At 44.5% G+C, this 20,999-nt stretch carries 14 protein-coding genes; 6 read left to right on the top strand and 8 right to left on the bottom strand.

Annotated elements, in window-relative coordinates; genetic code table 11:
* The first annotated feature begins 111 nt into the window (after window positions 1-111).
* The 3 genes from BUB19_RS16275 to BUB19_RS16265 all read left to right on the top strand — a co-directional run bounded on the left by BUB19_RS16275 (window position 112) and on the right by BUB19_RS16265 (window position 2,802).
* Complete coding sequence (locus BUB19_RS16275; RefSeq protein ID WP_073095677.1) at window positions 112-1,449, top strand: NAD(P)/FAD-dependent oxidoreductase; 1,338 nt, start codon at window positions 112-114, stop codon at window positions 1,447-1,449.
* Between the two features lie 89 nt (window positions 1,450-1,538).
* Window positions 1,539-1,964, top strand: a complete 426-nt coding sequence (locus BUB19_RS16270) for a DUF4890 domain-containing protein (RefSeq protein WP_073095675.1) — start codon at window positions 1,539-1,541, stop codon at window positions 1,962-1,964.
* Window positions 1,965-2,202: 238 nt separating this feature from the next.
* Entirely contained in the window at window positions 2,203-2,802 is a 600-nt protein-coding gene (locus BUB19_RS16265; protein ID WP_073095673.1) for a TIGR04282 family arsenosugar biosynthesis glycosyltransferase, read from the top strand.
* 389 nt (window positions 2,803-3,191) lie between these two features.
* On the opposite strand, the gene BUB19_RS16260 is transcribed toward BUB19_RS16265, so the two are convergent.
* On the bottom strand, window positions 3,192-4,556 hold the full coding sequence (locus BUB19_RS16260) for a hypothetical protein (protein ID WP_073095671.1): 1,365 nt from the start codon (window positions 4,554-4,556) through the stop codon (window positions 3,192-3,194).
* A 19-nt stretch (window positions 4,557-4,575) separates the two neighbouring features.
* Window positions 4,576-6,984, bottom strand: coding sequence for a TonB-dependent receptor (locus BUB19_RS16255; RefSeq protein WP_073095669.1), 2,409 nt, complete (start codon window positions 6,982-6,984; stop codon window positions 4,576-4,578).
* A 121-nt stretch (window positions 6,985-7,105) separates the two neighbouring features.
* Between BUB19_RS16255 and BUB19_RS16250 the strand changes: the two genes are divergently transcribed.
* The gene (locus BUB19_RS16250; protein ID WP_073095667.1) at window positions 7,106-8,107 is read left to right on the top strand and encodes a helix-turn-helix domain-containing protein; all 1,002 of its coding nucleotides are present in this window, start codon (window positions 7,106-7,108) and stop codon (window positions 8,105-8,107) included.
* Between the two features lie 286 nt (window positions 8,108-8,393).
* Here the strand turns inward: BUB19_RS16250 and BUB19_RS16245 are convergent, their stop codons facing one another.
* The 6 genes from BUB19_RS16245 to mutY form a co-directional block, all read right to left on the bottom strand.
* Window positions 8,394-9,641, bottom strand: coding sequence for a PepSY-associated TM helix domain-containing protein (locus BUB19_RS16245; protein WP_073095666.1), 1,248 nt, complete (start codon window positions 9,639-9,641; stop codon window positions 8,394-8,396).
* A gap of 699 nt (window positions 9,642-10,340) precedes the next feature.
* The gene (locus BUB19_RS16240) at window positions 10,341-11,816 is read right to left on the bottom strand and encodes a glutamate synthase subunit beta (protein ID WP_073095664.1); all 1,476 of its coding nucleotides are present in this window, start codon (window positions 11,814-11,816) and stop codon (window positions 10,341-10,343) included.
* Window position 11,817: 1 nt separating this feature from the next.
* Complete coding sequence (gltB, locus tag BUB19_RS16235) at window positions 11,818-16,311, bottom strand: glutamate synthase large subunit (protein ID WP_073095661.1); 4,494 nt, start codon at window positions 16,309-16,311, stop codon at window positions 11,818-11,820.
* A gap of 365 nt (window positions 16,312-16,676) precedes the next feature.
* A complete protein-coding gene (gldE, locus tag BUB19_RS16230; RefSeq protein ID WP_073095659.1) occupies window positions 16,677-18,026 on the bottom strand; it encodes a gliding motility-associated protein GldE in 1,350 nt (449 codons plus the stop codon).
* A gap of 56 nt (window positions 18,027-18,082) precedes the next feature.
* Window positions 18,083-18,547 carry a single-stranded DNA-binding protein gene (locus BUB19_RS16225; RefSeq protein WP_073095657.1) on the bottom strand — a complete coding sequence of 155 codons (465 nt, stop codon included), beginning with the start codon at window positions 18,545-18,547 and terminating at the stop codon, window positions 18,083-18,085.
* Between the two features lie 52 nt (window positions 18,548-18,599).
* The gene (gene mutY, locus BUB19_RS16220) at window positions 18,600-19,685 is read right to left on the bottom strand and encodes an A/G-specific adenine glycosylase (RefSeq protein ID WP_073095655.1); all 1,086 of its coding nucleotides are present in this window, start codon (window positions 19,683-19,685) and stop codon (window positions 18,600-18,602) included.
* Window positions 19,686-19,847: 162 nt separating this feature from the next.
* Between mutY and BUB19_RS16215 the strand changes: the two genes are divergently transcribed.
* The gene (locus tag BUB19_RS16215) at window positions 19,848-20,156 is read left to right on the top strand and encodes an HU family DNA-binding protein (protein WP_073095653.1); all 309 of its coding nucleotides are present in this window, start codon (window positions 19,848-19,850) and stop codon (window positions 20,154-20,156) included.
* Window positions 20,157-20,176: 20 nt separating this feature from the next.
* Complete coding sequence (locus BUB19_RS16210) at window positions 20,177-20,998, top strand: tetratricopeptide repeat protein (protein ID WP_073095651.1); 822 nt, start codon at window positions 20,177-20,179, stop codon at window positions 20,996-20,998.
* The last annotated feature ends 1 nt before the right edge of the window (window position 20,999 follow it).

The following is a 20,999-nucleotide window of genomic DNA, read 5'->3' as shown; positions in this document are numbered from 1 at the left end:
ATACCGACTACCAATCCTGCAAACAAAGCATCATTCCCGGAAAACCAATATTTTTCACCGATTACTAAAACCTTAAACCAATTGTTTCGTTAAAGAAAAGTGTTTGATGTAATGCGCAGACCCATGCACGATCCCATACCGAATCTCCCGGATTTACCTTTTCCAAGAATAGTTGTTATTGGTGCAGGATTTGCCGGACTGAAGCTGGCCAGGATTCTGAAAAACAAGCCTTTTCAGGTAATTCTGCTGGATAAAAACAACTACCATCAGTTTCAGCCCCTATTCTACCAGGTAGCAACGGCCGGACTGGAACCCAGTGCCATTTCTTTTCCGCTAAGAAAAATTTTTCACAACACGCCAAACGTGACCTTCAGACTGGCCGAGGCAAAGAAAATCGACCAGAATCAAAACCGGGTTTACACAAATATCGGTTTTCTGAACTATGATTATTTGGTACTGGCCATGGGCGCAGACACCAATTACTTTGGTCAATTGAACATAATGGAAAACAGCATTCCCATGAAATCTGTTTCTGAGGCGCTGTTTATCCGAAATAAAATTATTTCCAATTACGAGCGTGCCATCAATATACCAGATCTGGAAGAAAGAAAAGCCCTGATGAACGTGGTAATCGTCGGCGGGGGCCCTACGGGGGTGGAGCTGGCCGGGGCGATGGCTGAATTGCGCAATAAGGTTTTTCCTAAGGATTATCCTCAGCTCAATTTTAACAACATGAAGGTAGTCCTGATGGAAGCTGGCGGCCGCCTCTTGCCTGGAATGTCTGCTACCTCGGGAGAAAGGGCCAAAGACTACCTGACAAAACTCAGGGTTGAGGTCATGTTGGACACTGCTGTAGAAGACTACGATGGCTTACATGTGACGGTCAATGGTAATACCGTGGTAAAAACGCAAACACTGCTATGGGCTGCCGGAATCAAGCCCAATGGCATTGAGGGCTTGCTGGAAAACCAAATCTTCAAAAACGGCCGTCTACTGGTAGACCGGCAAAACAAACTGGTGGGAAGTGACAATATATATGCTTTGGGAGATCTGTGCCTTCAACAAACCGACTCCTTCCCGAAGGGACATCCGCAAGTAGCTCAGGTAGCCATACAGCAGGCCACCAATCTTGCCAAAAACTTTATCCTGAAATCTAAAGGCAGAAGTCCAAATCCCTTTGCCTACAGAGATCTGGGCAGCATGGCAACTGTGGGTCGCCGCCTGGCTGTAGTAGAATTGCCTTTTCTGAAGTTTCAGGGGATCATGGCATGGTTGACCTGGCTCTTTGTCCACCTAATGGCTATCGTAGGGGTGAAAAACAGGATTTTTATCTTTTTGGATTGGGCCTGGAATTACCTGTCCTTTGACCCTTCCCTTCGCTTACTGATACGCCCGACCTATGTGAAACCTAAAGACCGGGAAAAATTGGTGGAGACCAGCAAAAAATAAACGGCTTTTAACAAATGTTAACATTGCTGCCATTAAACCCTGAACCGCTGCGCCGGTCTAAGCCATATAAACCAATTGTTATACAGCAAATGAAAAAGCTACTAATGATTACCGCGCTGATGCTGATTACGCTCGTTCAGGTAAATGCGCAGCGGGAGCCTGACAGGGATTGGTCCCCGGAAGCCATGGCCGAAAAGATGACTGAAAGAATGGCCGAAAAACTCGAGCTCGATGAGGAGCAAAAGAAGGCCATATATGCCGCTCACCTGGAACAGGCCCTGAAAAGGAAAAATGAAATGGAGGAAAGGAAAGCCGCTATGGCTAGCAGAAGGGAGGAAATGAAAGCCGAACGAGAAGCCCATGCGACAAAAATTAACGAAATCCTTACTCCGGAACAGCAGGAAAAATGGGAAGCAATGCGGCAGGAAGGCCGCCAAAGGATAAAGCAAGGTCACAGACAACCGGGCAAACGAATGATGAACCGGGGTACTCGGGGAGCCAACCATGCCGGTTAAAGAGTATAGATTGACTGCAATCTATTTTTGGGTTTAATTAATGGATAAAATGCCGGTGGTCAATGACCCCGGTTTTTTATTGCCTAAATTTTTTGGTTAATTTAATACCTTTATGAAATCGAAACGATCGTTATCATTTTCACATAAAGGGCAATGATTATTCTGATGGTCAAAGATTACTGTCCGACCGGCCTCATCAGGATGCCTATCTCGCATGTATAAATCAAATTATCATTAGTTGAAAAAAGCCATTATTGTATTTCAAAAATATCCTGAACCCGGAAAGGTTAAAACAAGATTAGCGGCAACAATCGGAGCATCAAAAGCGGCCAATATCTACGCTTGTCTGGTCAGGCACACCCACCGGCAGGTCCAGGCCTTAAATGCGGTTATTTTTGTCTATTATCAGGGGCCCATTACCACAGAGGAGTATCCAAAACTTGGGTATTGGTTCCAAAAACAGCAGGGAATTGATCTGGGTGAGAGGATGTCCAGAGCGTTTCAGGAGGTTTTTAAAAAAGGCTTTGAACAGGTTCTGGTGATCGGCACGGATTGCCTGGAGCTGGAGAGCAAGCACTTATACCAGGCTTATAGTTCACTTGACAAAAAGGATATCGTCATCGGTCCGGCCAGGGACGGTGGCTACTATCTGCTTGGAATGAGGAAGTATTTCCCCGGTCTGTTTCAGGGGATTGCATGGAGCACGTCGTCAGTATTTGAGGCAACCCTTAAAAATGCCCAGAGTGATGGCTTGTCCTGCGGGCTGCTGGAAACCCTGAACGATGTGGACCGGTATGAGGATTTGGGAAAATTAAAGGAGATTCTGGAGCAGTTTTAAAACTTCTCCAGAAGGAAACCGAAAGATTCGGCAGACTCGAATGCATATTTCCCTGATTTTTGTGGTACATCATCCAGGTCATTATAGCTTATTGACTAATTGATCCATTTCCTGTGAATTGCTGATGGCTTTCGTATCGATTTTATATGTTTGGTAGTAGATTAAAACCGTTGCCGAAACTCAGATCGCGACAACGGTTTTTTGAAGCCAACACAGCGCTCAGCAGAAAGTAGAATCAATTCCCGGAAATTGCATTTATCTCCCCTTTTCGATTAAGTTCACCTCTAAGTAAAAAAACCGTCAGGAATGCGTGAAGCCGATTCCATGCGCCTATCACCGATTTCTTCTATCGACAATCTCTGACAATTTTTGGGAATGTTCTCTAGAGACTAAAAAACGCCGATAAAATGGCTGCCTTCCGTGTTTATCAGCTCAGCTCCCTTGGTAACATCACCCGTTTCAGTATCTACAATATAGATGTTTCCGTTTTTCCCGACAGGAGCTTGTGTAAGATAAATATCCGTTCCATCCACCACAAACCCTTGGTACTGAAAAAGGTAAAAATCTGCTTCGTAAGGAATATTATCAATCTTAATAGCGGTCCGTTCGTTTAGATCTACCAAAGCAAAATAACCCTGAGCTCCCGCCACTCCTTCTTCAGAACCAGCATCTCTGTAGGCAACCACGGCTTTTCCATTTTCAGCAGGCCTCCAGGCTAAAATGTAAGCATCCTCTATCCCCAGGGCATCGTCCAAATTAAACACATAAGAATCATCATATTGGTTGTTCGCATCAATTTTCAAGATGTGGGAACCCTGCGGGTCTCCCTGGTTTGCCTGATAAACACTTCCGTCATATTCAAAAGCATTGATACTCCGATAACCATTAGTATTGCCCCGTCCTACGGAAGACGTGATTACTGTCGGATTTAATAATGAGGGGTAGTCTAATACAATGGTCTTAGCGCCCAAAACTTCCCCATCATTATCAGATTCGCCTGTAGCTGGGTCAATCTTACTCAAACGTGCTCCGATGTATAATTTATCTCCAGCCGAATTTAACGTCGGCATATCAATTCTTGAAATATAGTATCCGTTCGCTTCCTCCTCCTCACTAAGGGCCAGCGAACTTTCCTGAAATTCTTTTATCAGGGAATTCTCCAAATCCAATGTCACTACCCCCATGGTTGCCTCAGTTCGGATATAGGTATCGTCTGATGCATCTTCGGGAGTGCTGTTGTCATCAAATTGGTGTTCGGTGTCTACATATACAGCTGATCCGGTTTGGTCTCCGTCAAACAGTTTTATCCATCTGGGAGCAGAACCTACGTATGGCGCAATGCTAACCTCCGTACCTATTGGTGTGAAATTTTGTCCTCCTTCCACTGAATACTTCGTATAGTTCCCGCCAGTATCTCCTGCATAGCTAATATTGAATATGGTATTCCCGTCCTCTGAAGATTGCAATCTGGCAGTACGGTTTGAGGGCACGATAAAACCATTATCAAAAGGTGCTATGGACACCATCGGATTTTTTGCTTCTTCGCTGCTAATCGAATAAATCAAAGTACCACCATTTCCATCACCAGGGTTGCTTCCCATTCTGGCTGCAGCTACCGTGATCCATCTGTTTTCTGCGTCAGGATCTGGATCTGGAACAGGATCTGGAACAGGATCTTCGGTACAGGCAAGCAATAGCCCGCCGGTCAATAATATAGTCGTGAATGATTTAAAATTAATAATGCTTCGTTTCATTGAAAATTTATTTAATAGTTTAGTAGTCATTGATACTATAGTTTAATTTCAGGTAAAAGGCCCTTCCTGGTTTCTGTACAGACATGTTGTCAAATAAGCGTTCATCAAATAGATTTTTGATGTCAAAACTCAATACCAATTTATTAGCGGGGAAGACGTAACTAAGCCCTAAATCCTGAGCGACTTGTTGGGGAACGGAAAAAAACTCATCGCCCACCGTATTTGATCCTTGAGGCACCAGATATGAAAACTCGTCCGTAAAGTACATGCTATAAAAAAGGTTTAATTGCGAATTTTTTTGAATTAACCCTTTAAAGGAATAGCGTAGGCCACCATTCATTGTGAAGAAAGGAGTATTCGGCACGTCTATTTCGACACCCCGGTTTACAACTTTCAAATCAAAACGCGAGATATTAAAATTGAGTCCAAAATTGTTGTTGTTGATGTAGTCCAATTGGGCATCAAATCCTTGGGATGTGCCATTCCCCTGGTTCTCATACAGGATGGTTTCATCGTTAATATTCAATGAAGTTTCAATAGGTAATCCAATTCTGTCCCTGATATTTCGCGTGAAAAGATTGGTAGAAATTGTAAAATCATGCTGGTGCAGGCTGATTGTTCCCAAACGAAACCCCAGGTTGTAGTTGTTGCTAAGTTCTGGCCTGATGCCTGGATTTGCTACCACATTATCCCCATCGTTACCGAAGACTTCACTCTCATTGGGCAATCTGATAGCCTTTTCCGCAGAAGCTAAAACTGTCAGCGTAGGGAATACTGCATAGGAAACAGTAGCTCCATAGCCTTCATTTTTAATATTTGCGCTGGTAATATCATCTTCGATTTCATTGCTTGCTTCATTGATTTCAGGATCTGTATTTACCGTCAGCTGTTGGTAGTATTTTCCAAAGACATTGGCCCTGAGTTTATCATCCAGACCGGTTAGTTCATAGGTTGCAGAAACAATGTTTTTTTGTAAATCCCTCGTCCCTCGAAATGAATTCTCCAGTAAGGACCTGAGCTCGTCTGTATCAACTCTATCTATTCCGCTATAAACGTGATTGAGCAATACTTTGTGATGATTGTTGATGGAATAAGATAATCCTGTCCTGATGGAGGCTACGTTTCTGTTGATTTTAGCCAAAGTTGGGCCGCCTTCCTGTTGGGACTTCCATGAATACATGTATTCATTGCCCCTAAAGTCAATCGCTCTTTCCCCATTCCAGTTATAGGCCCAGGGCTGGGTATCGCTTACGATTCGGTTTCTTTTGCCGGCGAGGCCAGTTACATTTAAATCCAGCCCTTTGGTTAAAAGCCCTTTCTTTTGAAAAGCCAGATTCGCCAGCATCGCATCCGATTCGAGAAACCTGCCTTTATAGGGCATAATGGTCATAAAAGCCCCGTGCTGAACTTCTTTATAATCATTGGAACCTGTAAAACCAACTAAAAACCGGTCTGCCCATTTCACATCGGTATATCCAATCTGGACCATACCCCCGGTAGATCTATAGGCATCGTTAAACCTTCTGGCTGTAACAGGCGTTTGTACGCCTCCTATGCCCGTGACCACTATACTTCTACCGGAAACTTTATAATCATTGTCAGAGTAATTGTGAAAAAGGGAGCCCTTAACTGTAAGTCCGGACTTTTTAAAGCGGTACATGCCATTGACACTGGATTGCATCGTATTAAACGACCCGTAGGAAACTGAAGCATTAACATTTGATTGGGTAGCATTTTGAAGCACAATATTAATGGCCCCTCCCAGGGCATCATCTGCCAAATGACCAGGTACTACCCCTTTGTACACCTCAATTTGCTTGATCATAGCGGGAGGAATACTGTTCAAGTTAAATGAGTTGCCATAGGCTGATATGGGGATTCCGTCAATAAAAATTCGTACAGCACTTCCCGACAATCCATTTAGCATGTAATTTACATCAGCACCTAAACCACCATTCTGGCGAATTTTAACTCCTACCGTCGTATTTAATAATTCATTCGTTTGAATGTTTCGCAGACTTGCTTGCTTCGTATCTATAACATTTACGGCAAAGCCCTCTGTCTCCAGTTCAGTCGCACTTGTCTTGCCTCTGACAATTACTTCATTGAGGGTATCTTCGGATTCCTCCAGGGTAAAGCCGATCTCGGCCTTTATGGAGCCACTATGGATTTCAATGGATTTAAAATCAGGCTCAAAACCTATATGTGAAACGACAAGGCGATGCTTTCCTAAGGGCACATTACTGAAGGAAAAGGATCCGAGTTCATCTGTCAGTACACCACGGTCTATGTCTTCAATGAAAACCGTGGCATAGGGCAAAGCCTCTCCTGAAGCAATTTTTACTGTACCAGATAGGGTGCCGAATGCTTCCTGAGCATTGGCGGGCAATAAAACCAGCAGTAATAAGGCGGTAAAAATCGCTTTCATTTTTATTAAAATTGCCTCTCGATTATTAAGATTAAGTCTAAATAAATATATTTGCAAAGGTAGTTGAAGAATTTGTTCAGCGAAGACGCAAAAAGAACTTTTATATACGCAAAAGGAAGCAATGGATTGGAGACTTGAAAATCAGGATAACATTTCCTACCTAAGCAGGAACATCAGCATTGACACGTTTTTCCGGGATTCATTTATTGAAAATTCCGTTCAATTTGGTATTGTCGAAATACAACAGAAGGAAGGCAAAGTGCTGGTATCAGGTTCCACATTTTCCAATGAAGTCTCCGCTGCCTCAGAAAGGTTCGAAATGGGAGTATCAGGTGATTGTCCCCTTTTAAAATTTCACTTTTCACTGGAAGGGACATATACTTATGAATCGCAACAAGCGAATGAAGCTTCAATTTATATTCCTGATGGGCATTGCAACATGTATTATCTACCCAAACCTGCGGGAACGGAGGTGTTTACTGATAAGAAAACTAAATTTCTTGAGATATATGTTGCTCCTGATTATGAACGGCACACGTTGTACCCTGAATTCAAAGAGGCGTTTGTTAAATTGTATGGCTCGATCTCTTTATCAAAACCATTTGTTCTCTGGGAGAAAAGTAGACCTATACCTCCGCCTTTGATCAATAAAATCAATGAAATCATATCCTGCCCTTACACAGGCGAAGTGCGGAAAAGGTACCTGGAAAGTAAACTAACGGCATTGCTGATTGATTTCCTATTGGCAAAACAGATCCCTGGTGGTCAAAAATCAGATGTTAGGATTCCGGAGGAAGATTATCTAACCCTAGTGAAGCTAGAGGGATATATCAGAAAAAACCTGAAGCATTCACTTAACATTATAGAATTAGCGGCAATTGCTGGATTCAATGCTACCAAACTTAAACGGGATTTCAAAAAAATTTACGGATCTACCATTTTTAAGTATATTACCGGATTAAGAATGGAGGAAGCTAGAAAAATGATTGTTGAGGATGGAATATCAATAACACAGGCAGCGTATGAAGTTGGTTATTCCAATCCGCAGCACTTTACTGCCGCCTTTAAGAGAACTATGGGTTATTTACCTGGTAAGCTCAGGACCCGTTTTGAAGATAGGTAAGCATTTTTGGGGGTTTTTGCGCTAAAGGACTGGTCAAATCCAAAAACCACCGCACCGCGAATACTCTCGCGCGAACATGCTATTTTCAGGCTATCTGCCAGCGAAAATAAAGCGATAGAATCAGGATATTGAAAATTCCCGCATTGAGAAAGGACAAAATCTCAAAAAAATTTCTGCGCCTCCATCGGGACAGCGGAGAGGTACGCCGGCTTTTTTACACACCGGGACACCGCCCTTGCTGCTATCCGGGAAAAAATAACTACCCTTCTTCCCCAGCTATGGAAGCTTAAATGGCCGCAGCAGCCATCTTTTTTTCCTTCTTCTTTCTTTGTTTTGGTTTTTTCATTTTGTTAATCCAAATAAGAGTACCGGTAATAGGCAGGCTGGTGGCGATAAGACAGGAAATGAAATAAAGTAGCTTGCTAAACGAACCATATACATCACCAATGTGCAGGGCTTTAATGGATCGCGCCACCCGCTGATTGAAAGGCTGATCCCTAAAAATTGCCAGTTCTTTTACCTCGCCGGTGACTGCATCGAGTACTATCCGGTCAGAAGCCGCTGGTGCAAAGAAGCCGGCCTTCTTTTTTGAAACCGAGATTTCGCGGCCACCGTTCTGAGGTAAATTTATCGAATACTCACCATCGTAGGCCAACTCACGGTCGACTATTTTCAAATATTGAGCAATGGGAAACAGCTCCACTTCTCCTGAGGCTTCCTGGATTTCACTTTTTGCCCCGCCTCTTCCGGGACCGCCTTCCGATCGCTCCTGATAGGTTCCCAGGCTTCTCTGCAAACCCTCGCGGTACCATGGAAAGGACCAGAAAGGACCGGTAACTCCCATAATAAAAAGGACAATGGCGGAATAGAATGCCAGCGTATTGTGCAGGTCATGGTTGATCCGTTTCCAATTGCTGGTGAATTTTATCTTCAGGCCCTGCCGCCAGTAACGGGCTTTTTTCGGTATCCAAATGACCAGCCCTGTCAACACTCCAATGGTAAACAATATCGTCGCCGTCCCCGTAATATAGCTTCCCAGCGTCCGATTCTCAAGGTTACCAATCAATGGCTCCTCAATTTTATCGAGTAGCAGCCAGCGATGCAGACTAAAGAGGTAGCCCATAAATTCCGCGGCCGAATTGGGCTCCTTGCTGTTGCCTAAATAGGCTCCTGTGTAGGGATTAAAAAAATAGGTCGTCCCAAACCGGCTTCGGTCACCTTCTTTTCGGGCGTTTACCTGAAAACTGCGGTCTGCTTCAAAAGGTATTTTCACACCGGTTATTTTCCCCTCAACAAATTCCGCTCCCTCTTTAAAAAGTGTTTCCACAGTCAACCGGCTCTTTCCATCAGGCACTTCTACACGATACAAATGAGAGGCAGCTAACTCCCTTATTTCGGTGTTATATACGTAAATAGTTCCGGTCAGGCATACGACAAGTAGTACCAGTCCGCTGATCAGACCAGCCCAAAGGTGGATATCGTTAAGAAATTTTCTGGTTTTTGCCCAGGTTCCCCTATTCTTAGCTTTTCTCATGGTTAAAGTATTAAATATTGAATTCAATGGCACATAGCGGACCTACAAGCTCCGAATATCAGTTGCCAGGACGCAATCGATGAGTTGGTGACCGGGAAATTCTTCAATTTATCTCTTCCCCGGAATAGACAAGTCACCCGCATTTCAATTGATATCCGTCTGTATATTATTTAGATTAAATCTAATGAAACTTAATTTTACGGGAGCAAAACTAATGAAATTCAGCAAAAAACAGTGACGCATGAGGAAGTATTAATGACGAATAAGGAAATATCTGAAAAAATTGTTTCACCAACCTACTGACCAGGTGCCTCGGACCTGAAAAAAGCTTTTTGCTTATTACCAAATCAGGATGGCCGCTTTTCGGTGAATTGCAGGAGCAGGGGCTAAAGGGGGTATGAGAATCTCTGTCTGAAAGAATATGTTACGCTGTGGAGGAGGCGCTAAATAAAGTGACGCAGCACCTTTACCAAACATGCACCCTGAACCCGTTGGCAGCAGCGGGGGATACCAGTGAATTTCCCTCGAAAACCCCATTTAAAGCTTATTTCGGCAGGCAGGTCATGCGTTTTTTGAGGAAGTACAAATTAGGTCGGGCTTATCGGATTGCTGTGTTATCAATAAAAAAAAAGGTATCTCCAAACAAACAATTTTTGAAGATACCCTGTACTTGTAACTCAATGCTTTGCTGAGTATTGCTTAAATACTAGCTTCACTTTCCTCATAGGAATAGAAAGATTGATCCCTTCTGGCGAGGGAGGATTTACCCCCACTTAGGAATTTATCGACTTCTACAGCACATTCCCTTCCTTCTGCAATGGCCCAAACCACCAAAGATTGGCCCCGGCGCATATCTCCTGCCAGGAAAACCTTGGAAACAGAACTTTGATAATTTTTCGATTTCGGAAGTCCATTTTCCAGCAGGTCTACGTTAAATGCTTCCAACAGGCCTGCCTTTGGCCCCAGGTAGCCTATGGCCAGAAGGGCCAGGTCACAAGGCAGTGTTTTCTCGGTTCCTTCTACTTCGAAGAACTGCATCCTGCCATTTTCTTCCTTCCACTCTATCTCTACTACTGTGAGGCCAGTGACCTTTCCATCTTTATCTTTGGTAAACTCCTTGGTGAGCACCGACCATACCCTATCAGCTCCTTCCTCATGAGAACTGGATGTCCTCAGTGTCATGGGCCATTCCGGCCAGGGATTAAGTGTCGTTCTGGCCTGCGGCGGTTTGGGCAACAGTTCCAGTTGGGTCACAGAAGCAGCTCCATGCCTGTTGGAGGTACCGATACAATCACTTCCCGTATCACCTCCGCCGATCACGATGACATGCTTGCCTTTGGCGCTGATCGGATTTTCCTCCAATTCACCGGCAATTACCTGGTTCTGGCGGCCCAGAAACTCCATGGCAAAGTGTACACCGGTTGCATCCCTATTGTTGATTTTCAGATCTCTGGGGTGCTGGGCTCCTGTAGAAAGCACTACGGCATCGTAATTTTGCAGGATATTCTCGGCCTTGATGTTGAATCCTACTTCAGTGTCCTTGCTGAAGATTACCCCTTCTTCATTCATCACGTCTACCCTACGGTCAATCACCCATTTTTCTAACTTAAAATCAGGAATACCGTACCTCAGCAAACCGCCAACTTCCTTGTCTTTTTCAAAGACAGTCACCTCGTGGCCTGCCTGATTCAACTGATCGGCTGCTGCAAGGCCTGCAGGCCCGGAACCGATCACCGCTACCTTCTTTCCTGTCCTGTGTGCAGGGACCTTTGGTTTAACCAGATCCAGTTCAAAGGCTTTTTCTGCGATGCTCTTTTCGATCAGCTCTATGGCTACAGGGTCTTTGTTGATCCCTAGTACACAGCTGGCCTCGCAGGGAGCGGGACAAATGCGGCCGGTAAACTCCGGGAAATTATTGGTTCCCCTCAGGATCTGATAGGCCAGTTCCCATTCTTTGTGGTAAACTGCATCGTTAAAATCCGGTATCACATTGCCCAGGGGACATCCATTGTGGCAAAAAGGGATACCGCAATCCATACAACGTGCCGCCTGTTGATTTAACACCTTAGGATCTAGTGGTTTGTATATCTCCTTGTAATCCTTCTTCCTCTCTTTCGGGGATCGTGAGCTTTCCAGCTGTCTTTTATATTTTAAGAAACCTTCCTTATCCGCCATATTATACTAATGTTTTTGAATTTTCCAATGCTCTCTTTCTCAATACCTCTTTGTAATCTCTTGGAATGACCTTCACAAATCTTTCCTTGCTGTCTTCCCAATCTTCCAAAATTCTGTTTCCAATATTACTAGAAGTAAAGTTTACGTGGTCTTGCAGCGAGCCTTTAATGGTAGCGAAATCATCCTCGTTCAGTGGATCAATATCTACCATTTCTTTGTTGATATTTCCCAGATTTTCCTTGAAAATATAGGCTATTCCACCACTCATACCTGCTGCGAAGTTTCTGCCGATCTCGCCGAGGATGACCGCCAGACCACCCGTCATGTATTCACATCCATGATCTCCTATACCCTCAACTACCGCCTCAACGCCTGAGTTCCGTACGCAAAAGCGCTCACCGGCTTTCCCTTTAATAAAGGCCTTCCCGGAAGTAGCACCATAAAAAGCCACATTTCCTATGATAATATTGTCCTCTGCTACGAAATTGGCGTTCCTGTTCGGGAAAATAACAAGCCTTCCTCCCGACAATCCTTTACCAAAGTAATCGTTTGCCTCGCCTTCCAATTCAAATGTGATCCCTTTGGCTAGAAAACCGCCGAAGGTCTGCCCGGCAGATCCTTTAAATTTGAAGTGGATGGTATTGTCCGGCAGTCCCGGGCTTCCAAAGAATTTCGAAACTTCATTGGAGAGCATGGCACCCACAGTTCTGTCTACATTTTTGATTTCAAAACTTCCCCTCACAGGATTGGCCTGCTCCAGTGCGGGAGTAGCAGCCTGTATCAGCTTTCTGTCCAACACTTTCTTCAACCTGAAGTCCTGATCGATTTGTTTGTAGATACCTACATGGTCGGGGACTTCCACTTTATGGAAAATAGGACTCAGATCAAGCTTGTCCCATTTCCAATGGTTCATCTGGCCATTTGCAGCTTTAAGTACATCGCTCTGTCCTACCATTTCATTCACGGTACGGAAACCAAGAGAAGCCATGATTTCCCTCAGGTCTTCTGCCAAAAACCGGAAATAGTTGACTACATGGTCCGGATCTCCCGTAAATAATTTGCGGAGTTCAGGGTTCTGCGTAGCAATCCCAACCGGACAGGTATTGAGGTGACACTTTCTCATCATGATGCAGCCCTCTACTACCAGGGCTCCTGTGGAGATGCCCCATTCTTCTGCACCCAATAGTGCAGCGATAGCCAGGTCTCTTCCGGTTCTCAATTGTCCGTCAGTTTGCAAGGTCACCCTGCTTCTCAGGTTATTCTTCACCAGGGTTTGATGGGCTTCAGAAAGGCCCAGCTCCCATGGAAGGCCTGCATGCCGGATAGAACTCAGGGGTGATGCTCCGGTACCGCCATCTGCACCAGAAATAAGGATCACGTCTGATTGGGCTTTTGCAACACCTGCGGCTACTGTACCAACTCCTGCCTGGGAAACCAGCTTTACATTGATTCTTGCTTTTCTATTCGCATTTTTAAGATCGTAAATAAGTTGTGCGAGATCTTCTATGGAATAGATATCGTGATGAGGAGGAGGAGATATCAAACCCACTCCGGGGGTGGAGTGCCTTACTCTTCCGATCCATTCATCTACTTTATGGCCTGGTAGCTGCCCTCCTTCACCGGGCTTGGCACCCTGAGCCATTTTGATCTGCAATTCGGCAGCATTGGTGAGGTAGTTACTTGTCACGCCAAATCTGCCCGAAGCTACCTGTTTGATAGCCGATCTCTCCCAGTCTCCATTGGGTTTCTTTTCAAACCTGATTTCATCTTCTCCGCCTTCCCCACTGTTGCTCTTGGCGCCTATGCGGTTCATGGCAATGGCCAGAGTGGAATGGGCTTCGTGAGAAATGGAGCCAAAGGACATGGCACCAGTGGCAAATCGCTTCATGATCTCTTCCGCTGGCTCTACCTCTTCCAGTGGGATAGAAATCCTTTTCTTAAATTCCAGCAGACCTCTCAGGGTCAAGGCATCCTTGGTCTGATCGTTGATCTTTTGGGCAAACTTCTTGTACAGCTCAAAATCTCCCAAACGGGTAGATTTCTGCAGCAGGTGTATGGTTTCCGGATTAAACAGGTGTTTTTCACCTCTTCTTTTCCACTGATAGATACCGCCTGCTTCCAAGAGGGGACTCTCTGTCTCATAGGCAGCATGATGCCTGACCAATACCTCATCGGCCAACTCATCAAAGGATACCCCACTGATGCGGCTTACTGTGCCCTTAAAGCACCTTTCTATAACTTCGGGACCAAGACCAATGGCCTCAAATATCTGTGCGCTTTGATAGGATTGCAGGGTGCTGATACCCATTTTGGAAAGCACTTTCAGCAGTCCTTTTCCTATCGCCTCCTTATAATTTTCAAATAATTTTTTCTGCGGGATCTTTTTGGTCAGCATCTCATTTTCATTGAGATAGAGCAGTGACTCCAGCGCCAGGTAGGGGTTAATGGCACTGGCACCATAGCCGATCACGGTGGCAAAATGATGGGTTTCACGAATGTCACCCGCTTCAACCACTATACCTGCTTTGGTACGAATTTTTTGATTGACCAGATGGTGATGCACTGCTCCTACTGCCAGCAGTGATGGAATCGGAGCAGTCGTGGACTGGCAATTTCGATCCGAGATGATGAGGATATTTTTACCCTCCTTGATGGCATTTTCAGCTTCCTGGCACAATTGGTTGAGCGCTTCCAGCAGCCTGCCAGGCTGGTGGTCGGCCACAAAATGCGCATGCAGCGTCTTCGACCGATATCCCTTATTCTCCAGATTCCGTAATTTTTCCAAATCCTCATTGAGGAGCACCGGTTGGGATATGTGGATCTGCCGGGTATGGGTCGGGGTTTCATCCAGAATGTTGTAGCTTTCGCCAATCCTGGTAAACAGGGACATCACCAGTCTCTCACGGATGGGGTCGATGGGCGGATTACTTACCTGAGCAAAAAGCTGTTTGAAATAGTTGGATATGTGCTGGCTCTGTTTGGACAAAACGGCCAGCGGCGTATCCGCACCCATAGAGCCTATGGGCTCATAGGCAGTGTCGGCCATTGGTGCCAGCAATACCTTGAGATCTTCCTGGCTGTACCCGAATATGGTTTGCCTTTTGCGGATCTCAGCAGTGGTATAAGGCATGGACAACTTCTCCGGTGCCGGTATGAGCCTCAGTTTTAACCTTTCTTTTCGGATCCAGGAGTCATAGGGCTTGCGGTTGCATACCTCCTCTTTTACCTCCTCATCAAAGGCAACTTTTCCTTTTGCCAAATCGGCAAGCAACATTCTGCCCGGGCTGATACGACCTTTCTCTACAATGGTAGCATCCCGAATAGGTAAGGCTCCCGCCTCAGAGGAGAGAATCAACCGATCGTCTGAAGTCACAAAATACCTCAACGGTCGAAGCCCGTTCCGATCCAGAGTGGCTCCCAGAGACTTGCCATCGGTAAAAAGCAATGCCGCAGGCCCGTCCCATGGCTCTACCAGAGAGGCGTGAAATTTGTAGAAAGCTTTTTTCTTTTTCCCCATGGTTTTGTTGTCCTGCCAAGCTTCCGGAACCAACATCATCATCACATGCGGGAGGCTTCTGCCACTCAAAGTCAGCAGCTCTACCATGGCATCCAGGTTAGCAGAATCCGAATGCTTTGCATTGGTGATCGGCATCAGCATCTGCAGTTCTTCATCGGTAAAGAGATCACTTTTCATCAGTGTCTCTTTTGACCTCATTTTATTCAGGTTGCCCCTGATGGTATTGATTTCACCATTGTGTGACAGAAACCTGAAAGGCTGGGCAAGGCGCCAGTTGGGGAAAGTATTGGTTGAAAACCGCGAATGGACCAATGCAATGGCAGAGGTCAGTTTGTTGTTTTGCAGGTCCTTGTAAAATGTCAGCACCTGATCGGTTCGCAACTGGCCTTTGTAGATGACCGTCTGGCTGCTGAAACTGGCAAAGTAAAAAGCATCGTTTACACCGGGTATGGTGGAATTGATGATCCTGGTGGCGTAGTTTCGCAACACATACAGCTTTCGCTCCAGGTCAAGGCCCGAGAGCTTATCGTTGTGACGCACAAACACCTGCTCGATATTGGGCATCACTTCCAGTGCTCCTGATCCCGGAATGGTCTCATCTGTCGGCACTGCCCGGTATCCGAGGAGTTCGAATCCCAGCTCCTTGATAATTGTATTTAAACTCGCTTTACTTTTTTTATATAGTTGTTTGTTTCTGGGGAAAAATACCATGCCTACCCCATAACTTCCTTCCTCAGGCAATTCAAAACCCAGCCTTAACGTGACTTCTTTCAAAAAGCTATGCGGAAGCTGGATCAATACGCCCGCTCCATCACCGGTCTTGGGATCACTTCCTCTTCCTCCCCTGTGCTCCATATTGCTCAGCATCAGCAGGGCATCGCTTATCGTCTCATGACTTTTCTGGCCTTTCACATTTACCACAGCGCCAATTCCGCAGGCATCATGTTCAAATTGTGAACGATATAATCCTTGATTCATTCTGTTTTATTTATTTGTAATTGGTACTGAATTCTGTTTGAAAAATTCATAATAAATTTTTCATTTTTTAAATTCAAGACAATAAAGGTAATACAAAAATGAAATAATAGTTGATAACTAAATAAAAAATTATGATTACGGGAATAAGAGTTTATCTTTAGATTTTAAGCTGTGTAAGCTTTTTCTGTGTAATTATTGAATTTTTTGGTTTAAATTTGAACCACTTTTAAGGAAGACATCCCTCTACTTTGTCCCTTCACGTTGAATTTACGTAATTTTAAATCTACAAAAAAAAATTCAGAAAAATAAACCTCTCCGACAAAAATTAAATTCTATCTTACAATAGTACGATTACCAGTGCGGTATCAGTCTGCCTGATCTGGAATGTTCTTGTCTAAAGGCTGGTCGATCACCACTTTAACCTTTTTGATTTTTCTGGTATCCACCGCCATTATGGTAAATTCGAAGTTTTCAAACCTGATCTTTGTCCCGTTCTTGGGCAAATTGGAATTCAATTCCAGCAATAACCCTCCCAGGGATTCGCTTTCGCCCTTTACCTCGTCAAACAGTTGTATGTCCAAATCAAGTTTCTTACAGAAATCGTTCAGAGAAATTTTGCCCTCAAACAAATACGTCCTCTCATCCAGTCTTTTAAAGAGGTATTCTTCCACCTCATCAAACTCATCGTTGATATCTCCGATGATTTCCTCAATAAGATCTTCAAGTGTCACCAGTCCTGAAGTACCTCCGTATTCATCTACTACAATAGCCATATGCACCCGCTTGTTTTTAAAATTCTTCAACAGGTCTGCCAACTTTTTGTTTTCGGGGACAAAATATCCCTTTCGGATCAGGCTTTGCCAACGGAAATGCTCGTCCTTTTCGATATGCTCCAAAAGGTCCTTGATATACAGTATTCCCTTGATATGGTCTATGGTGTCCTCGTATACCGGAATTCTTGAATATCCGCTTTTATTGATTTTGTCCATCAACTCATGAAAATCCATTTCCAGGTCCACAGCCGTCAGATCCATGCGGGATTTCATTACCTGCTTGACAGACAAAGTCCCGAAGTTAACTATCCCCTTAAGGATATCTCTTTCCTTATTGCTGGTATCCACCGAGGTGATCTCCAGGGCCTGGTGCAATTCGTCCACAGAAAGCGAGTAACCTTTCCTTTCTATTCGTTTTTCGATCACATTGCTCATCGCCATCAGCAAATAGGAAAGTGGGCTCAGTAGTATGGAAAAAAAATGAATGAAACTTCCGGTAAGCCTGGAAAATGCAACCCTGGCAGAATTGGCATACACCTTTGGGATGATCTCGCCAATAAAAACTATTGCAAAGGTCACGCCTATGGTTTGAAAGAGGATGATGACAATACCTGAGGTATCTGTGCCAAATACGGACCAGGTAAAAAATGTAGTCAGGGTCACGATACTGATATTGATCAGGTTGTTGAGGATTAATATGGTACTCAACAGCTTTTGTGGGTTTTCAATCAGCGCAATCACTTTTCTGGATCGTTCGTCTGAAACTTCCTGAATGGCAGCTACATCTTCGTGATCCAGAGAAAAAAATGCCACTTCAGATCCGGAAACCAAGGCTGATAAAACCAACAATACGAAAAACAAAATCGTATTGGATATCAGGTAAACTGGTGACACAGCCAGTAAGTCGGCCAACAACAGCAAACTCGGGTAGGGGTCGTCCATTAATTACTTGTCTTATTTTTTACAAAGCTAAGCATTTTAGCCGAAACCCTGCTTTTTCAAAATGGTAAATCGTCCGATGCATCCTCCTCATTATCAACACCTGGACCTGAGGTGACCGGGTTATTGCTGCTGCGGCCCATACTGTTCTGCGAATTGCCCATACCGGACATTCCCTCGTCCTGACCGCTATTTCGGGATCCCAGCATGGTAAAACTTAAGACCCTGATCCTGATTTTTTTCCTGTTATTTCCCTGATCATCCTGCCAGGAGTCAGACTTAATTTTTCCTTCCACATAGATCTGACTTCCCTTTCTCAGGTATTGCTCAGCAACTTTTGCCTGCCCGTCCCATAGTTCAAGATCATGCCATTCGGTATTTTCTACCCGGTTACCGTTCCGGTCTTTATACGCTTCTGTAGTGGCCAATCTAAGATTAGCTACTACCTTATCTCCTTCCAGGTGTTTGACCTCCGGGTCTGCGCCCAAATTGCCAATTAATATTACTTTATTTACTCCTGCCATAGTTTTCGGTTATTTTCAATACAAAATCAAGCTAAAAATCAATGAAATATAATCAATTATTCATTTGATTCAAATACCTCAGAATCAATTTTGGTTTGCCCATCTCCTCCATTTCTTCTTCATCTGCAAGAACATAATTTTTACTCTTCGCCCAAAGCTCCAAAGCATCTTTGTGATGATGCGCGATGGAAATTTTCACAAAGGAAGCAAAAATTTTCTGATGGGTGAGCAGATGCTTTAGGGGTTTTCCGCCAGTACCCCCAAAAACTGGTCCAAGAGGTGCAAGCTCCTGCATCATCGTCAGGCTTTCGGGCTGGAGTGACAGTATATCGTCCATCGTATGGCATTCTTCCAGCGGGAAATCCGTCAGGCCCTGCCAGATGTCATTCGCTCCTCTTCGATGAACTACGGTAAACCCGCCTACGCGAATGTGGTAATAAATAAAATACCTCGTCCTGGTTTTAACCTTCTTCTCCTTAACAGGCAGATCGGAAACCATACCATTGTTCCAAGCAAAGCAATTTATTTTCAGCGGACAACTGTCACAATCAGGGCTTTTTGGGCGGCATTGTAAGGCCCCAAACTCCATAATGGCCTGATTGTACAGGTCGGGTTTATCTGATGGAATTATCCGGTTGGCCAGCCTTTCAAATTCCTTTTTTCCTGGCGTCGAGCCGATATCAGTTCCTATGCCAAAATACCTTGAAAGCAACCTGTAGACATTGCCGTCGACGACGGCCACCGGTTCGCGAAAAGAAAACGAAGCGATAGCAGCGGCAGTGTAAGGTCCGACTCCCCTGAGCTGTAAAAGTCTCCGGTAACTGTCCGGAAAATTCCCTCCACAGTGGTCTACGATCTCCCTGGCACATGCATGCAGGTTTCGTGCCCGGCTATAATAGCCCAGGCCCTGCCAGGTCCTTAATATTTCCTGTTCAGGCGCTGCTGCCAAATCCGACACGGTGGGGAATTTTTCCACGAAAGTGCGAAAATATGGCAAACCCTGAGCCACCCGTGTCTGCTGCAAAATGATTTCAGATAACCAAATGATATATGGGTCTCTTGTAGCTCTCCAAGGTAAATCCCGACGGTGAACGGCATACCAACGAAGAAGTTTTTCAGTGAAATCCGTATAATTCAAAATAATAAAATAGCTGTCTATTAGATTTAATTTGACAAAAGAAGCTAATTTTATTGATTTTATTTTTTAATTGGAATGGTTATTGTAAATTTGCACTCCCAAAATTACTTGGTTAATAGGCGGTTAAGCCACAATTGAATTACACAATAAAATTTAAAGACAGTGACTAAAGCAGAGGTAATCACAAAGATTTCAGAGAAGACAGGAATTCAAAAGGACGATGTTACACAAACCGTTGAAGCGTTCTTTAAAGTTGTAAAGGATTCAATGGCGGAAGGGGATAACATTTATGTCAGAGGTTTTGGCAGTTTTATCAACAAAAAAAGAGCTAAGAAAATCGCCAGGAACATCTCCAAAAACACCGCCATCGTCATTGATGAGCACTACGTTCCAGCCTTCAAGCCGTCAAAATCATTTGTGGAAAAAATCAAAAACAGTCAAAACGTTAAAGAATTGGCTCCCCAGGAATAATCGCCTGGAATTTTAATCCTATGAAAAGATCCCAAATCCTATTCGTTCTGGTCGGCATACTGCTTACTTTTCTGCTTTACAGATTACCAATGGTGGTCGTAGACAACGAAGAGCAGCCACTCGCCCAGGATGGAAATGATTTGGGATCTGATTTTAGTGCGGAAGGAGATTCCCACAACAGTTCCCTGGGCGAAGAAGACCTGAAGGTAATAGAAAACCTGATGGCAGAAATGGAAGGGGAACCTGATAATGAAAATTTTGTTATCTTTGCAGATTCCATTGCCAAAGTGTATGAAGCCGGTGGCAAAATAGACAGTGCAGCCTACTTTTACAGCCTGATCGCTGAAAAGGTACCTGAACTGGCCAACTGGGAAAAAGCCGGAAATGCATACTATGAGGCTTTCAGCTTTTCGATGGATGACAGTAAGACCAGAAGGATGGCGGAGAAGACCCGGCAGTATCTGGGCAGGGTGTTGGATACCCAGCCTGATAGGCTTGATCTGAAAACCAAGGTTGCCATGACCTATGTGTCTTCCCAGAACCCCATGCAGGGCATCACCATGCTAAGGGAAATACTGGAGGAAGATCCGGTAAACGAGGAAGCGTTGTTCAATATGGGCATACTTTCCATGCAAAGCGGACAATACAAACGCGCAGTGGAAAGGTTTGAGCAGTTGGTTGCCAATCACCCTGACAATATTCAGGGCCAGTTTTATTTGGGAGTAAGTCTGTTTGAATCCAACCAGAAAAAAAGGGCACGGGAACAGCTCCTGTCATTGAAGGAGAAAACAGATGACCCGCAGATCCTTTCTGGAATTGACAATTATCTGGATAGATTATAAT

Source organism: Cyclobacterium lianum (assembly GCF_900143075.1).
Classification (GTDB): Bacteria; Bacteroidota; Bacteroidia; order Cytophagales; family Cyclobacteriaceae; genus Cyclobacterium; species Cyclobacterium lianum.
This window is presented reverse-complemented; position numbering and strand designations above follow the sequence as displayed.